Source organism: Huijunlia imazamoxiresistens, assembly GCF_037132455.1.
In the GTDB taxonomy this organism is placed as follows: domain Bacteria; phylum Bacteroidota; class Bacteroidia; order Chitinophagales; family Chitinophagaceae; genus Flavisolibacter; species Flavisolibacter imazamoxiresistens.
Genome location: NZ_JBBBEI010000002.1, coordinates 458,836 through 473,841, shown reverse-complemented (window position 1 = coordinate 473,841; position 15,006 = coordinate 458,836). Strand labels below are relative to the sequence as shown.

15 protein-coding genes are annotated in these 15,006 nt (G+C 57.5%); 6 read left to right on the top strand and 9 right to left on the bottom strand.

Features of this window, described 5'->3' with window-relative positions:
- From V9K67_RS03835 to V9K67_RS03820, 4 genes are all read left to right on the top strand, one after another.
- The gene (locus V9K67_RS03835) at window positions 1-933 is read left to right on the top strand and encodes an NAD(P)/FAD-dependent oxidoreductase (RefSeq protein ID WP_336720221.1); all 933 of its coding nucleotides are present in this window, start codon (window positions 1-3) and stop codon (window positions 931-933) included.
- A gap of 72 nt (window positions 934-1,005) precedes the next feature.
- Window positions 1,006-1,206, top strand: coding sequence for a hypothetical protein (locus V9K67_RS03830; RefSeq protein ID WP_336720220.1), 201 nt, complete (start codon window positions 1,006-1,008; stop codon window positions 1,204-1,206).
- A gap of 94 nt (window positions 1,207-1,300) precedes the next feature.
- Window positions 1,301-2,242, top strand: coding sequence for an NADP-dependent oxidoreductase (locus V9K67_RS03825; protein ID WP_336720218.1), 942 nt, complete (start codon window positions 1,301-1,303; stop codon window positions 2,240-2,242).
- An 85-nt stretch (window positions 2,243-2,327) separates the two neighbouring features.
- Complete coding sequence (locus V9K67_RS03820; protein WP_336720217.1) at window positions 2,328-4,067, top strand: hypothetical protein; 1,740 nt, start codon at window positions 2,328-2,330, stop codon at window positions 4,065-4,067.
- Between the two features lie 45 nt (window positions 4,068-4,112).
- Here V9K67_RS03820 and V9K67_RS03815 read toward each other — a convergent pair whose 3' ends face one another.
- From V9K67_RS03815 to V9K67_RS03800, 4 genes are all read right to left on the bottom strand, one after another.
- Window positions 4,113-4,325: a hypothetical protein gene (locus V9K67_RS03815; protein ID WP_336720216.1), complete on the bottom strand. Its 213-nt coding sequence runs from the start codon at window positions 4,323-4,325 to the stop codon at window positions 4,113-4,115.
- On the bottom strand, window positions 4,322-5,422 hold the full coding sequence (locus V9K67_RS03810) for a zinc-binding metallopeptidase family protein (RefSeq protein ID WP_336720215.1): 1,101 nt from the start codon (window positions 5,420-5,422) through the stop codon (window positions 4,322-4,324). The genes V9K67_RS03815 and V9K67_RS03810 overlap by 4 nt, the downstream gene beginning before the upstream one ends.
- Before the next feature lie 162 nt (window positions 5,423-5,584).
- Entirely contained in the window at window positions 5,585-8,128 is a 2,544-nt protein-coding gene (locus V9K67_RS03805) for an ABC transporter permease (protein ID WP_336720214.1), read from the bottom strand.
- Between the two features lie 142 nt (window positions 8,129-8,270).
- A complete protein-coding gene (locus tag V9K67_RS03800; RefSeq protein WP_336720213.1) occupies window positions 8,271-8,966 on the bottom strand; it encodes an ABC transporter ATP-binding protein in 696 nt (231 codons plus the stop codon).
- A gap of 73 nt (window positions 8,967-9,039) precedes the next feature.
- On the opposite strand from V9K67_RS03800, the gene V9K67_RS03795 reads away from it, so the two are divergent.
- Window positions 9,040-9,717: an arylesterase gene (locus tag V9K67_RS03795; RefSeq protein WP_336720211.1), complete on the top strand. Its 678-nt coding sequence runs from the start codon at window positions 9,040-9,042 to the stop codon at window positions 9,715-9,717.
- 84 nt (window positions 9,718-9,801) lie between these two features.
- On the opposite strand, the gene V9K67_RS03790 is transcribed toward V9K67_RS03795, so the two are convergent.
- The gene (locus V9K67_RS03790; RefSeq protein ID WP_336720209.1) at window positions 9,802-10,719 is read right to left on the bottom strand and encodes an MBL fold metallo-hydrolase; all 918 of its coding nucleotides are present in this window, start codon (window positions 10,717-10,719) and stop codon (window positions 9,802-9,804) included.
- A 93-nt stretch (window positions 10,720-10,812) separates the two neighbouring features.
- Between V9K67_RS03790 and V9K67_RS03785 the strand changes: the two genes are divergently transcribed.
- A complete protein-coding gene (locus V9K67_RS03785) occupies window positions 10,813-11,541 on the top strand; it encodes a phosphatase PAP2 family protein (protein WP_336720208.1) in 729 nt (242 codons plus the stop codon).
- 367 nt (window positions 11,542-11,908) lie between these two features.
- On the opposite strand, the gene V9K67_RS03780 is transcribed toward V9K67_RS03785, so the two are convergent.
- The 4 genes from V9K67_RS03780 to V9K67_RS03765 form a co-directional block, all read right to left on the bottom strand.
- The gene (locus V9K67_RS03780) at window positions 11,909-12,448 is read right to left on the bottom strand and encodes an NIF family HAD-type phosphatase (protein WP_336720207.1); all 540 of its coding nucleotides are present in this window, start codon (window positions 12,446-12,448) and stop codon (window positions 11,909-11,911) included.
- A 7-nt stretch (window positions 12,449-12,455) separates the two neighbouring features.
- Entirely contained in the window at window positions 12,456-13,571 is a 1,116-nt protein-coding gene (locus V9K67_RS03775; protein ID WP_336720205.1) for an MBL fold metallo-hydrolase, read from the bottom strand.
- A 165-nt stretch (window positions 13,572-13,736) separates the two neighbouring features.
- On the bottom strand, window positions 13,737-14,285 hold the full coding sequence (locus V9K67_RS03770) for a YceI family protein (RefSeq protein ID WP_336720204.1): 549 nt from the start codon (window positions 14,283-14,285) through the stop codon (window positions 13,737-13,739).
- 106 nt (window positions 14,286-14,391) lie between these two features.
- Window positions 14,392-14,994, bottom strand: a complete 603-nt coding sequence (locus V9K67_RS03765; RefSeq protein WP_336720203.1) for a TetR/AcrR family transcriptional regulator — start codon at window positions 14,992-14,994, stop codon at window positions 14,392-14,394.
- Window positions 14,995-15,006 lie beyond the last annotated feature (12 nt).

The following is a 15,006-nucleotide window of genomic DNA, read 5'->3' as shown; positions in this document are numbered from 1 at the left end:
ATGGAAGTATACGACGTAATCATCGTGGGCGGCGGTCCTGCCGGCCTGAACGCGGCCGTGGTGCTGGGCCGTTGCCGCCGGCGGGTGCTGGTGTTCGACAGCCGCCAGTACCGCAACCAGGCTTCGCAGGGTATGCACAACTACCTGACCCGTGATGGCATCCTGCCACTGGAATTCATCCGCACCTGCCAAAGCGAGCTGAAGAAATACGGCGTGGAGCTGCTGCATAAGAAAGTACGGAACGGCAAAAAGAACAGTGACGGCCTTTTTGTAGTGCGGGACGAGAATGAGACCCTATACTATTCCAAAAAACTGCTGATTGCTACCGGCCTCACCGATAATGTGCCCGAAATAACGGGTTTCCGCGAACTGTACGGCAAGTCGATCTTCCACTGCCCCTACTGCGACGGCTGGGAAGTGCAGGACAAAAAGCTGGGCGTATACGCCCGGGAGAAGGACGGCAGCGAGTTGTCGAAGATGCTGAAGGGCTGGAGCTCCGACGTGACCCTGTTCACCGACGGCAACCGCCGGATGAAGCCTTCGATCCGCGAAGAGCTGGAAGCTTGCGGCGTGGAAGTGGTGACGTTGCCCATCGACCGGGTGGAAGGAACCGGGGGACAACTGGAAAAGATCGTGTTTAAAAACGGCAGGGAACATCCCTGCGACGCCCTGTTTTTCGTCAATGGCTACAGGCAGCATTGCGACCTGGTGGACGTCTTTAACTGCGAGATCACTAAAAAAGGCGTAGTACGCACCAACCGGTTTCAGCAGACCACCACTGCCGGCCTGTTTGTAGCCGGGGATGCCGACAAGGACATGCACTTCGTGGTGGTGGCCGCGGCCGAAGGCGCCAAGGCAGGCACCATCATCAACCGCGAACTGCAGCGGGAGATCAATGCCCAGCTGCTATTGCAAAAAGAACAGGCCGGTTAGCCGGCCCTCTGCAGCCCGGGCTGGCCTGGTCTTTGCGCTTTTCCCCTTTTTGTTCTCCTTAAATCACCCGCTATGAAAAACGAACAGAAACCAACCGAACCGTCCCACTTTGACCGGACGGAAAACCGACTCAGCAACGATCCCCTGCCCCACGAAAAGGAAACGGTATCCGATGGCCGCCTCAGCCACAACCTGGAAACCGGCCGCAAAGGACCCACCCAGCGCTCGGAGGACCGCTTCGAGGACGACCATAAAAGCAACCCGGAAGAATGATTTGATTTCGTCCCGCCCCAGGCGGGACGAAATTTCTTTTGGTACACTGCTTGGAAGCACATTCCCACACACTTCTTCACTTTCAACTACACACATGAAAGCAGTGGTACTGACCGAACCGGGCGGCATCGATAAACTGGAAGTTACCGACCTTCCGCTGCCTGCCCCGCAAAAGGGCGAAGTTGTTATAAAAGTCCGGGCACTCAGCATTAACCCGGTGGACATGAAAACCCGCAAGGGTGCTGCCCAATACGCCAAATTAAAAGAAGAGCCGCCCGTAATCCTCGGCTGGGATATCAGCGGCGAGGTAACGGAGGTGGGCGAAGGGGTCACCGCTTTCCAGGCGGGCGATGCCGTTTTCGGGATGGTGAACTTCCCGGGACATGGCAGGGCCTACGCCGAATACGTGGCGGCACCCGCTGCCCACCTGGCCCGCAAACCCACCGCCCTCTCCCATGTACAGGCTGCCGCCAGCACCCTGGCCCTACTTACGGCCTGGCAGGTGCTGGCCCATGAGGCAAAGGTGCAGCCGGGCGAACGGGTGCTGGTGCATGCGGCCGCCGGCGGCGTCGGCCACTTCGGGGTGCAGGTGGCCAAACACCTGGGCAGCTACGTTATCGGGACCGCCTCCGCTACCAACGCAACCTTCTGCTGGGAACTGGGAACGGATCAATTCCTGGACTACCACCAGGAAGCCTTTGAACGCAGCCTGCACGATATAGACGTGGTCTTCGATACGGTAGGCGGCACCAACCCGCAACGGTCGCTGGCCATACTGCGCAAGGGCGGAAGAATGGTGACCATAGCCGGTGGCCTCACCGACGAGGTAAAAGAGCAGGCCGCCGCCCGGGAGGTAAAGGCCTGGCCCTACATGGTCCATTCCAGCGGCGAAGACATGCAGCACCTGGCCGGCTTGCTGCAACTGGGCATCATACAACCTTATGTATCCAACCAATACCGCCTGGAAGAGATCCGGGAAGCGCACCGGCAGATCGAATCGGGTCATACCCGGGGAAAGATCGTAGTGGTGCTATAGCCAGGCGGGGCACTAAAAAGAAGGAAGTCTTTTGAATAAAAGACGATTCTGCTTATATTGATATCGAACCAAAACTACTTGCCCCATGAAACTGTTTCCCGCCCTGCTCCTGCTGCTCTTATCCGCTACCTGCTTCTCCCAACGCTATTCCGTAAAATGGGGAGAGGAGATCAAACTCAAAAAAGGCTCGCTTGACTTTGACGTCATTAATGCCGATGAAACCGGCGTCTATGTCGTGGAGGGAAAGCTGAAAATGAAAACCTACTTCGTGGTGGGCGCCACCTTCGGCACCAGCCATAAACTGATCAAATTCGACCGGAACTACCAGGACGTTTACGAAAGGGATTATAAACAGGAACTGGACGGCCTGAGCTTCAACAGCATCCGGTTCTTACGGAAGGAGATGTACCTCTTTGCCAGCGATTACCTCAAGAAAGAAAAAAAATACATCGTTTACGGGGTACGGCTGGACCGCATGACCGGCCTGGCTACCGGGAAAATGCAGGAACTGGCGTCTTTCCAGCTCGACTCCAAAAAAGATGACTTTGAGTACAGCCTGGTCCCGAACGCCGACAGCACCGCCTGGATGCTTATCGGCGATGTGTCCACCGATAAAAACGCCGCCCTTTCCATTACCCTGCTCGACCGGCAACTGACCCGGAAAGGCACCACCGCCATCGGCCTTTCCTACGAGCCCAAATCGTTTACCCTCGAGGATGTGCTGCTGACGGCCGACAACAAGTTCCTGCTGGTAGGCCGGCAATTCGAGCAGGTGCCTACAGGAAAAAGGAACAAAACCGTACGCACCTTCACCAAATATGTTTTTAGCAAGTACGACGCCAACGGCCGCAAGGAAGCCGACCTGCCGACGGATGTCAACGCCCATTATGCCGTAAACGGGAAGGCCCTCTTCCTGCCCGGCGGGGAGCTGTGCTTTGCCGGCTTTTACAGCGACGATGCCAAAAAGAAAACCGTGAACGGCGTGTTTTTTCACCGCCTGGACCTGAACGGGGCCACCGTCCGCCAATCCTCTTACAAAGCCATCGCCCCCGGTATGCTGGACCAAGCCCAGGAAGACGAGAACGAAATGGACGACGACCAGAAAAAACAAAGGAAGGAACGAAAAAAGGACAAGGATGAGGACGAGGAAGAAGGGATCTCCAAGGATTTTGTCATCCGCGGGGTGGAATACAATCCGCAGAACCAGTCCCTGCTGCTGATTGCCGAACTTTCCACCTTCCGGATGTATACCACCACCACGTACACCAGCAACTTCAGCCCGACCGGCGGCTTTGCCGGCGGCAGGACCACCACCACCACTACCTACCAATATGTCAACAGCGACCTGCTGGTGATCAATGCCGCCGGCAACGGCGAGATTGCCTGGATCAACACCCTGCCCAAAAAGCAGGTGGAGACCATTCGCAGCAGCAGCTCCGCTGGACCGGGCATCTCCTTCTCTTCGGACCCCACCAGCCTGTTTGCCCGTGGAGGGGGCATGCCTTTTTACTCCTCCTTTGCCAGCATGATGTACCAGAACAAGCTGATTTTCCTGATTAACGACCACCAGCAAAACAGCCATGTGGAAAAACTGGGCGATAAGGTGAAAGCGGTGTCCAACTTCCGGAGCAGTGCCGCCTATGCCGTCAGCCTGGACCTGATTACCGGACGTTTTACCCGGAAGGTGCTGCTTAACAATGAAGACGATCCTGTTCTGATGCCCCGTTTTGGTTTTATCGTGGGAAAAGAGATTTACCTGCCTGCCATGAAAATGAAAGCATTGGGCAAAACGGAATTCAAGATCGGCAAAATTTCGGTGCTTTAACTGCTGTAATAAAACAACAGCCATCCCTGCCCGGGCAGGGATGGCTTACCTTCTTTTACCCCCGGCTACTACCAGCGCCAGCCCGGCTACCACGGCAATGCCGCCGGCATAGACCGGCCAGCCGATGGTCTTCTTTTCTTTCTTATTGATTTCCAGCGGACCCAGGTCCACCACCTTTTCTTCTTTTGTATAATTGATGCCCCGGAAAACAAACATCAGTATCCCGGCAATTATCAGGATGATGCCCAACGTTCTCATGCTTTTATGGTTTTAGGTTCCATTAATCTGTTGACCCCTCCGGCAACATGACACACCTGGTGGATAAAGGCCAGCTTCTCCACCACCCTGGCGCTGATGACAAAGGGATACAGGTCGTTCAGGCCCATGCTGCGGTTCATGCTGTTCATGGCGAACGTAAGCGGTAACCACAGTTGGAGAATCTCCGCAAACGATTCCACCTGGTAAGGGTCCGCCTTGATGTCGGCGCACAGCACACCGGCCTCGTCGCCCAGGGCCGGACGAACGCTGAGGCCAAAGGAATAGGCGGTTTCCAGCGTATCGATAATATGCAGGTAATGCGCCCAGGTTTCGGCCCAGTCTTCCCAGGGGTGGGCGCCGGCATAGGCACTGATGAACTGCTGGTTCCAGTCCGCCTGCGGCCCTTTCTGGTAGTGCCGGTTCAGCGCCGCGCCATAGTCCTGCCGTTCATCGCCGAACAGCCGGCGGAAGGGCTCCAATTGCGGCCCAGAGGCAATGAGACGGTCCCAGTAATAGTGCCCCACTTCGTGCCGGAAATGCCCCAGTACGGTCCGGTACACTTCGTCCATGGCTTTGCGGGCCATTTCCCGCTCGATATCATTGGCCTCGGCTATATTGATGGTGATCAGGCCGTTGAGGTGGCCGGTCAGCACCTTCTGATCGGCGCCCCCGTCGGCCACGAAGTCGAAGGACAGGCCCTGCGCTGCGTCCTCCCCTTTACTAACCAGGGGAAGGCCCAGCCGCAACAGCGAATACACCAACCGGTGCTTGGCGGTTTCGATGCTGCGCCACCGCACCCGGTATTCGGGATCGGACAGGTTGGGGATCGTCCGGTTGAGGGTACAGGCCCGGCAAAACTGCTCGCCGCTGTCCGCCGGCACCAGCCAGTTGCACACGCCGTACACCTCGTTGGCGCAGTAGCGGTACCGTACACCCCCTCCCGCTCCGAACAACACATATGCCCCCTCTCCCTCCGGCACCAGGGGCAGCAACTCCAACAACTCCGTTTCAAAGCCCAGGGCATAGCCACACTGGACGCAGCGGTTATTTTCAAAATAAATAAACTGACCGCAGTGGGAACAGCGAAATAACTTCAAGGTTGACGATTTTAAAAAGTTCCTGAGTTCCTGAGTTTCTGGGTTCCTGAGTTATCGTAACTCCGGATGAAAAAACTGGCAAACAGAAATACGAAAACTGTGCCTTTAACCCCACAACGCCACCCCTCAGCCTAAGAACTCAGGAACTTAGGAACACTAAAGTTAGCCCTCCTTCCGGAGTACCTCCAACGGCGGCTGGCGGAGGATGTCGCGGCTGTTGAGGAGGCCGATGACCATGGTCAGCACGGGAATGAAGGCAGTCAGCAGCAGGGCCGGCAGCACCTGGGGCCGGAAGGCCGTTTCAAAAGTGTAGCGGGCCAGCGCCCAGCTGGCGGCCAGGGACAGCAGGATGCCGGTGACCGCCGCCAACACGCCCAGGAACAGGTATTCCAGGGCCGTGATGGTGCGGATCTGGCGGCGGCTGGCGCCCAGGGTACGCAGCAGCACGCTTTCCTGGATGCGCTGGAACTTGCTTGTGAGTACCGAGGCCACCAGCACCAGCAGGCCCGTGGCCATGCTGAAGCCCGCCATGAAGCGGATGACGAAGCCGATCTTGTCCAGGATCGCGTCCAGTACCTTCAGGATCAGGTTCAGGTCGATCAGCGACACATTGGGAAACTGGCGCACCACCGCCTGCTGGAAGCGGGCCGAGGCGCTGCCCGCCGGTACCCGGGTCATCAGCACGTGAAACTGGGGCGCCTGCTCCAGCACGCCCCGGGGAAATACAACGCGGAAATTTGTCTGCACCCGGTTCCACTCCACCTGCCGCAGGCTGCCCACGACGGTGGGAATGAGGACGCCCTGCACGTTGAACAGCAGCTGGTCGCCCAGGCCCACGTGCAGGCGGCGGGCGAAGTTCTCGTCTACCGACACCGGCACCGTATCGCCGGGAGCCGCAGCGCCCACCCATTTGCCGGCGGTGAGCTTTTCGGAGTCGATCAGCGAATCGCGGTAGGTAACGCGGTACTCGCTCATAAAGGCCCGGCCCGGCTTGCGTTCCGCCGTCGTATCCTCGCTGGCCAGGGTTGCGGACAGGTCCTTGCCATTGATAGCCTCCAGCCGCATGGTCACCACCGGCACCTGCTGGATTACCGGAAGGCGGTAGCGGCGCGTGAGGCCGGCCACTGCTTCCTGCTGCGCCGGCTGGATATCGAACAGCACCATATTGGGCTGGCTGCCCTGCGACGACAGGGTGACCCGCTGCACCAGCAGCGCCTGGATAAAGTACAGGGTGCAGATAAAGGCCGTGCCCAGGCCTACGGTGACCACCAGCACCAGGGTCTGGTTGTTGGGGCGGAACAGGTTGGCAAAGCCTTGGCGCCACAGGTAGTTCCAGGAGGAAGGCAGGAAGCGGCGCACGCCTTTCACCACCAGCAGGGCAATGCCCGACAGCACGCCCAGGGCGGCCAGCAGGCCGGCGGTAAACCAAAGGGCTTCTTTCCAGTTGCGCATATGCATCACGGCAAAGCCAAACACGAACAGCACCAGCAGCAGGTATACGCCCCAGCGCAGGGGATCGCGGGACACCTTGGGCGGCTCGTACGAGAGGCGCAGGGTATTGAGGGGCGAGATATTGCGCACCGACAGCAGCGGCAGCAGGGCGAAGAGCACCGACACCACCAGGCCCAGGCCGATGCCCTGGCCCACCGCCGTCCAGGAAAGGCGCACCGAAATATCCAGGGGCAGCAGGTCGCGGAGCAGCAGGGGCAGCAATTGCTGAAGCCCCACGCCGAGCAGGGCGCCGGCCAGCGAGCCCACCAGCCCGATGCAGACGATCTGGAACAGGTAAATCAGGAACGCTTGTCCCGACCGCACGCCCAGGCAGCGCAGTACGGCTATGGAGGAAAGCTTTTCGCGGATGTACACATGGATGGCGCTGGCCACACCCACACAGCCCAACAGCAGGGCGATAAAGCCCACCAGCGACAAAAAGCGTGTCAGGTCGGCAAAAGAACGGCCGGTCTCGCGCTTTTGCGACTCCACGGTTTCGGTGTACAGGGCCTCGGGCTGCAGGCGCGGCTCCAGGCTGGTCACCAGCCGTTCGATATTGGCCGGCCGGTTCCATTTGTAGTAATACGCATAGCGGATACGGCTGCCCTTCTGCGACAGGCCGGTGGCTTCGAGGTAGCGCAGCGGGATGTACACCACCGGCGCCACGGTAGAGGAAATGCCGGTCTGCCCGGGAGCTTTTTCCAGGGCGCCGCGGATGGCGAAGGTCACCTCGCCCAGCTTGACAGAGTCGCCCACCTGCGCCCCGAACTGCAGCAGCAGGGTCTTGTCCACCACCGCCTGCCGGCCCTGGCGGAAAGACGTGCCGGCCCCTGCCGGCGTGGTTTCAATCGCCCCGTAATAAGGGTAGCCGCCTTCCAGTGCCCGCACCTGCACCAGGCGGGTGCCGCCGCCCTTTGGGAAATAGACCATAGAGGCGAAGCGCCACTCCTGCGAGCGCTCGTCGCCCAGCGAATCGAGCAGCGGCAGGATGGGCGGGCCCGGGGCCTTGTTGCCCGAGATCTCCAGGTCGGCGCCCAGCAGTTCCTTTGCCTGGTTGTGGATGTCGTCGCGCAGGTTCTGTTCGAAGGAATAAATGGCCACCAGGGCCGCGATGCCCAGCACGATGGAAGAAACGAACAGCAGCAACCTTGACCGGTTGCGGCGGCTGTCGCGCCAGGCCATCTTGAGGAGCCACCGAAAATTTGAAGCGTTCATTGGTAAATGGAATTACTCTTAATTGGGGAATTGGTTCATTGGTTCATTGGGGGTATTGGGTGAGGAGAGGCGGGCAATTCCCCAATGGTCCATCTTGCAGGCTGTTCCCGCCCAATTGCCAATGAACCAATGAACCAATTCCTTATTGCTTGTTTCTTATTGCCTGTTCGTCCGACACGATCCTTCCGCCTTTCAGGCGGATCACGCGGCCCGTTTGCGCGGCCAGGTCGAGGTCGTGGGTCACCAGGACGAGGGTGGTCCCTTTTTCCCGGTTCAGGTCGAACAGCAGGCGGATGATCTTATCGCTGGTTTCGGCGTCGAGGTTACCGGTGGGTTCGTCCGCAAACAGTATTTTGGGATCGTTGGAGAAAGCCCGGGCGATGGACACCCGCTGCTGCTCGCCGCCGGAAAGCTGGGAGGGGTAATGATCGGTGCGGGCCGACAGGCCCACCTTGTCCAGCAGGTCGAGGGCGCGGGAGCGCACGTTCTTTTCGCCCCGCAGCTCCAGGGGCACCATCACGTTCTCCAGCGCCGTAAGGGTGTGCAGCAGCTGGAAGTTCTGGAACACAAAGCCGATATAACGGTTACGCACATTCGCCCGCTCGTCTTCATCTAGCTGGTCGAGCACGATATTGTTCAACTCCACGGTGCCGCTGCTGGCGCGGTCGAGGCCGGCGCAAAGTCCCAGCAGGGTGGTTTTGCCGCTGCCCGAAGGGCCCACGATGGAAACCGTGGAACCCGCCGTTATGGAAAAGGAAATGTTGTCCAGCACCGTCAGCTTCCGCTCGGGGGCGCCGTAGTACCGGGTAAGGTTCTTACTGATCAGGATTGTTTCCATTGGTTCGCGTTTTTACCGGCCGATGTTCCGGTATCTTGTTAATTTTCACTTTTAGAACTAAATATTTTTGGCGATGTTTTCCACTAAAGCATTTTTTGCCTCTTGCCTGGTGCTGTTGCTGGCTGGCTGCGGCGGCAACGACGAGCAACCCAAGGTAACCGAAAAGGAAACAGCAAAAACACCGGCTGAGCCGGAAGCGGCAAAAACCATTCTTTTTTTCGGCAACAGCCTCACGGCCGGCTATGGTCTCGATAGCCCCGACCAGGCCTTCCCGGCCTTGGTGCAGGATACCCTCAAGGCCCTGGGACTGCCCTATAAGGTCATCAACGGCGGGCTGAGCGGCGAAACCTCGGCCGGCGGCAAATCCCGGATCGACTGGCTGCTGCAGCAAAAGATCGACGTATTTGTGCTGGAACTGGGCGCCAACGACGGCCTGCGGGGCATACCCGTCACCGAAACCCGCAAGAACCTGCAGGACATCCTCGACAAGGTACGGGCAAAATACCCCGACTGCAGGCTGGTGCTGGCCGGCATGCAGGTGCCGCCCAACATGGGCAACAAGTATGCGGGCGACTTCCGCTCGATGTTCCGGGACCTGGCCGCCACCAACAACATAACGCTCGTACCCTTCCTGCTCGAAGGCGTCGGCGGCGAATCGCGCCTCAACCAGGCCGACGGCATCCACCCCACCGCCGAAGGCCACGCCATCCTGGCCAGGAATGTTTGGAAAGTGTTGGAGAAGGAGTTGTGAGGAATAAGTTTACGGGTTTACGAGTTTACGAGTTGCTGGCGCCCGTCAGGAACCCGTAAACTTGTAAACCCGTAAACTCGTAAACTATCTCCCTACGCTGATAGTGTCTGCAATAAGCCCCTGCGCGGCGTATTGGGGGAGCATGATGTCGTCGTGGCTGACCAGCAGGGTCACTTTTTCCTTGGTCAGGAGTTGGTTGAGCCAGGCCAGCTGGCTGTTGACCAGGCTGGCGTTTTCGCCGATCCGCTTCTGGTCATTTTCCGGTTTTCCCTTTTTCTCGGCAATGCCCTGGTAGCTCCAGCTGACATCGCCGGTGAACAGGTATTCTTTTCCGTTTTGCAGCCGTGCATAGATCATGAGCTCGCCCGGCGTATGCCCGGGCGCTTTTATGAGCACCAGGCCCGGCGCCACGGGCAACAGGGATTCAAAGGAGGCGATGAGGTATTGCCGGCTTTCGGGCACGCCCAGCTTAATTTCGGGCATCTGCGGGCGGGTCATCAGGGCATCGGCCTGCTCGCGGGTCAGGAGCGTTTTATGGGGCACACCGCCGGTATTGGCGGTGCGGATGACGCCGGCCACATGGTCGCCGTGTTCGTGGGTGATGAGCACCAGGCGGGCGCCCTCTACGGCCTGCCGTACCCGGTCGGCTTTGGCGTCGTCGAAGGGCTGCGGCTTTTCCTTTTCAAAGAATTTATGCACCTGCCGGTCCATGCCGGCATCCACCATCACCCAGCCGTCGGGATAATGTATTTGGAAGGCGGTGCGGGCCATTTTGCAGGGGTCTTCGCTCCCACCCTCGATCACCTCGCTCCATTTGCGGATGCTTTCGGAAAACTTCAGGTAGCCGATACCGGTAGGGAAAGGGCCGGGAATGATGGAGGCGGCCGCCCGGATGCGCTGCAGCAGCTCGGTATTGTATTCCGGGGCCGAAGGTGTTTCGGTTTCATTGGTGCAGCCGGCGAACACCACCAGCAGAAAAGCAATAAAAAAGTACCGCGACATAGGAGACATTTTGGGTTCAGGAATTTCGATACCCGCAATTTTCGTTCCCCGCCCGGGTAAAAAGGCATGCGGTATGCAGGAACACTCCAACAAATGGAACGACTGGAAATGAACAGGACGCCAACAGGAAGTTTGAAGAAAGAAGAAGACGGATGGAAAAAGGAGGTGCCGCTGGCTACTTTTAAGCTGCTGGTGTCGGTGGCCTCCCTGCTGGCGGCCCTGTATATTTTTGCGGCCTTCGCCCACGAAGTTTTCCTGGAAAAAGAAGACGAGCTGGACGTCCATGTGCTGCGCTGGCTGAAAGACCGGTTTTCAGACGGCACCTTTAACCTGATGCGTTTTTTTACGTTTTTCGGCAAGCCCCACTTCCTGGTGCCCGCCTACATGACGCTGATCGGGCTGTACCTGGCCCGGGGCAAAAAGGCCATTGCCCTGGAGATCGCCATCACGGCCGTCAGCAGCACGCTCCTGCTCTTCGGGCTCAAGCAGGTATTCCGCCGCGACCGGCCGCACCTGCCCATCTTTGAGCACCTTCCGGGCTACAGCTTTCCCAGCGGGCACGCCCTGATGTCGTTTGTCTTTTGTTCGCTGCTGATTGTGTTGATTTGGAGGGACCATTGGAAAGACGGATGGAAATGGACCCTGACCATCTTCCTGATACTGTTCTCGCTGGTGATCGGCATCAGCCGCATCATTTTACAGGTGCATTACGCCTCTGACGTCATCTGCGGCTTTTGCCTGGGTTATGTATGGGTATTCTTATCCTTTTGGCTCCTGCGCAAAATGGAGCGGAAGATGGGTGACAGAAAAAAAGAGAAGTAGACGATCAGTCTTTTTAAGCAACTTATTGCGGAGCAACAACAATAAGCAGATTTACGGCCTGTGAAACTGTCATGCTGAGGGCCTATGTCAATGCAACAATCATAAGCCTGGTGACAACCTGTAGAGCTGTCATTATAAACGCAGATCCTGCCCCGCCTCAGCGGGGGAGGAATCTCAGAAAGAAGGAATGTTTCTATTCGAAGGAGGGATTTCCTGTTTCTGCAATAGGCTTTTCGTGCCCCGAGGGGATTCCTCCCCCGCTGAGGCGGGGCAGGATCTGCGTTCGGAACGACAGCTCTACAGGTCGTCACCGGGCTTATAATTGTTGCTCCTTAAAATCCTTATTAGGTTCGTTCAGGCTCATAATTTATTGCCGCCAACCCCGCTTTTCAATGGTGCGGACATTGGCCGCTGTCTTTAAGGTCAACAGGTAGTTATAGAGAAAATGCAGCTCACGGCCCTGCGGATCACCGGTGAATTCCTTTATGTAAATGGCATTTCCGAAATTGGTCCTGGCCTTGGAGGGAGAATCGTCCACCACTAAAATCTGTTCCAGCCGGAAGCCTTTTTTCTTCAGTTTGTCCAACCGTTTTTCAAAGCAGTAGGTATCGTAATCCAGATCACGCTTTAAACTGCATTTGCTGCGCCCCCATACAAAGGACAGGTCCAACGCATCCGGCTTGATGTGCCTTACGATTTCCGCTACATAATCGTCGTCGGCCGAACTCCAGACACCGATGGTAAAATGCAGGGACAGGTCCAGTAAAAACTGTTGCAATAACGGCCGTTTGTAAACGAAATAGTTATCAAAGGAAAAGTCACAGGAAACACCCAACTGATGCTCCGTAGCATGAATCAGGGTCTCGTCGAGGTCCAAAACGATCAGCTTGTCCGATTTTCCTTCCATAAACTTTCTATTTTACGTTTTCCCACCAGTTCACCGGGGGTACTTCGTCCTTCAGCCGGACGGCTTCGCCGATGAGGGGATGCAGCAGCGGCATGTGCTGGCGGAGGCCTTCCCGGACTACGCGGATGATGGATTCGTCCCAGGCATGGTTGGCCAGGGCGAACTTGGACCAGTGCACCGGCAGCAGCCGGCGGGCTTTGAGATCCCGGGCCGCCTGCACCGTTTCTTCCGGCATCATGTGGATGTACTTCCAGTTCTGGTCGTACTGGCCGTTTTCAAGGATCACCAGGTCAAAGGGCCCATACGTTTCGCCGATGGTTTTAAAATGGCGGTCATAGCCCGAGTCACCGCCCAGGTAAATGCGCCGGCCGGGAGTGGTCAGCACAAAGGAGGTCCAGAGCGTGCCGTTGCGGCGGAAGCCGCGGCCCGAAAAATGGCGGGCCGGCGCCGTGTGCACGGTAAAGCCCGCATCCAGCACTACTTCCTCGTTCCAGTCTTTTTCAATGATCTGGTCCGGCCGGTAGCCCCAGTACTCCAGGTGGGCGCCCACACCCAGGCCGGTGATCACCGTACCCACCTTCGGCTGCAGCTGCACCACGGTTTTATAATCCAGGTGGTCGTAATGGTCGTGCGTCAGCAAGAGGTAGTCGATGGGCGGCAGCTCGTCCACCGTATACACGTCGCTGCCCGTAAAGCTGCGGGTGGTGAACCAAACCGGCGAGGCCCGGCCGCTCAGCACCGGGTCGACCAGGAAGCGTTTGCCGCCCACCTGCAAAAAATAGGACGAGTGGCCGAACCATACCAGGATATCCTCCTGTGGATCGAGGCCCAGCAGGTCGGTCTTGCGGGAAGGCAGGCTGTCGGCCGGCGTGCCCCTTTGGTTGCGCCCGAAGAGAAACTGCTTGAGCACGCCGGTATACGTAGCCCCTTCCGTAAGGGCAGGCGTGTGGCTCAGGTTGTGAAACTGCCCGTCGCGGAAATGCGGCGAGCGTTTTATCCGCTCCAGGCGGGCACCGGAAGGCGCCTTTCCAAACTGCGGCTGCCGCATGTACAGGAAAACTGTCACTACCAGCACCAGCACCAAAATGAGGAAACCAATCATGATCTTTTTAATAAGGGCCATAAATAAGGAAGTCCGAAAGTCGGTAAAGTCCGGAAGACTGAAAGAAGGATCCTGCAAAAAACTACAAAAGTCTGGGAGACTTTTGTAGTTTTTGTGGAAGATCAGGGTTCTTTCGGACTTCCGGGCACCGGACGTTCGGACTTGGCGTTTTATTGTTTCAAACCTTTAAGCGGCTACGGTAGCTGCCTGTTTTACCAGTTGGATCTCGGCGTTGATCTTTACTTCCTCGCCCAGCATCAGGCCGCCGGTTTCCAGCACCCCGTTGAAGTTGATGCCCCAGTCGCTGCGGTTAATCTTGCCGGTCACTACGAAACCTGCTTTCTCATTGCCCCAGGGGTCTTTGGCCAGGCCGCTGTACTCCACATTCAGCTTCACGGCCTTGGTGATGCCCTTCAGGGTCAGGTCGCCGTAGAGGGTAAAGGTTTCAGAGTCCACCCGCTCAATTCGGGTGGAGCGGAAGTTCAGGGCGGGGTATTTGTCGGTTTCAAAAAAATCGGAGTTCCGCAGGTGGGCGTCGCGCTGTTCGTTGTTGGTATTGATGGAAGCCATGTCGGCGGTCACTTCCAGGCGGGCCGTGCTGAAATCTTCGTTCTCGGTTTCCACCTGCGCATCAAAGCTTTTAAAGTTGCCCGATACGTTGGTGATCATCAGGTGCTTGATCTTGAAGCCTAATTCGCTGTGCGTGGGGTCCAGGACCCATTTTGTCGTTGCCATGGTTATTGCGTTTAGTTTTATTATTCAGGTTAGATGTGTGTACTATAACTATATTTACTAACAGTGTTAATTACATGGGCAAAAAAAAGGTTGCCCTTAAAAAGGGTTACCCCTTGATCCCGGAAATAAAGCCGCAGATAAAATCCTGGAGCACTTTCTGGTTCATTTCATCCCTGGGTTGTTCCCCGCCCATCATGTCGATGGAAACCAGGCCGTGCAGCATGGACCAGAAGGTATGCAGCTTCAGGTACGGATCGGTTTCAGGCCGGGGGCTCAGGGCGATCAGTTCCTTCAGGCAGGAAAGGATCAGCCCGGTAAACGTGGCCAGCTCGGGAATGCTCCGTACCGTTTCACAGCTGGGCATGCCCAGGCCGTACATCAACTGGTAATATTCCTTGTGGTTAAAAGCGAAATCCCGGTAGGCGTAGGCGATGGCTTCCAACTGGCCGGCCGGGTCGGCCACCCCTTCGCGGGCCTGCACCAGCTCTTCGTTGAGCTGCCGGAAGCCCCGCTTGGTAAACTCCAGCAGGATAGCTTCCTTGTTTTCAAAATGGTCGTAGATCACCGGGACGCTGTACTCGATGGCCTCCGCGATCTTGCGGATGGACAGGGCCTGCCAGCCTTCCTTTTCCACCAGTTGCCAGGCGGCCTGGAGGATGGAGCAGCGTACCTCTTCTTTTTGTCGTTGTCGGCGTTCGGCGATTCCCATTTTGATTGGATT

Coding starts and splice junctions, on each gene's coding strand:
- V9K67_RS03835 (WP_336720221.1), top strand. CDS start 1: ATGGAAGTATACGACGTAATCATCGTGGGCGGCGGTCCTGCCGGCCTG.
- V9K67_RS03830 (WP_336720220.1), top strand. CDS start 1,006: ATGAAAAACGAACAGAAACCAACCGAACCGTCCCACTTTGACCGGACG.
- V9K67_RS03825 (WP_336720218.1), top strand. CDS start 1,301: ATGAAAGCAGTGGTACTGACCGAACCGGGCGGCATCGATAAACTGGAA.
- V9K67_RS03820 (WP_336720217.1), top strand. CDS start 2,328: ATGAAACTGTTTCCCGCCCTGCTCCTGCTGCTCTTATCCGCTACCTGC.
- V9K67_RS03815 (WP_336720216.1), bottom strand. CDS start 4,325: ATGAGAACGTTGGGCATCATCCTGATAATTGCCGGGATACTGATGTTT.
- V9K67_RS03805 (WP_336720214.1), bottom strand. CDS start 8,128: ATGAACGCTTCAAATTTTCGGTGGCTCCTCAAGATGGCCTGGCGCGAC.
- V9K67_RS03800 (WP_336720213.1), bottom strand. CDS start 8,966: ATGGAAACAATCCTGATCAGTAAGAACCTTACCCGGTACTACGGCGCC.
- V9K67_RS03795 (WP_336720211.1), top strand. CDS start 9,040: ATGTTTTCCACTAAAGCATTTTTTGCCTCTTGCCTGGTGCTGTTGCTG.
- V9K67_RS03790 (WP_336720209.1), bottom strand. CDS start 10,719: ATGTCGCGGTACTTTTTTATTGCTTTTCTGCTGGTGGTGTTCGCCGGC.
- V9K67_RS03785 (WP_336720208.1), top strand. CDS start 10,813: ATGGAACGACTGGAAATGAACAGGACGCCAACAGGAAGTTTGAAGAAA.
- V9K67_RS03780 (WP_336720207.1), bottom strand. CDS start 12,448: ATGGAAGGAAAATCGGACAAGCTGATCGTTTTGGACCTCGACGAGACC.
- V9K67_RS03775 (WP_336720205.1), bottom strand. CDS start 13,571: ATGGCCCTTATTAAAAAGATCATGATTGGTTTCCTCATTTTGGTGCTG.
- V9K67_RS03770 (WP_336720204.1), bottom strand. CDS start 14,285: ATGGCAACGACAAAATGGGTCCTGGACCCCACGCACAGCGAATTAGGC.
- V9K67_RS03765 (WP_336720203.1), bottom strand. CDS start 14,994: ATGGGAATCGCCGAACGCCGACAACGACAAAAAGAAGAGGTACGCTGC.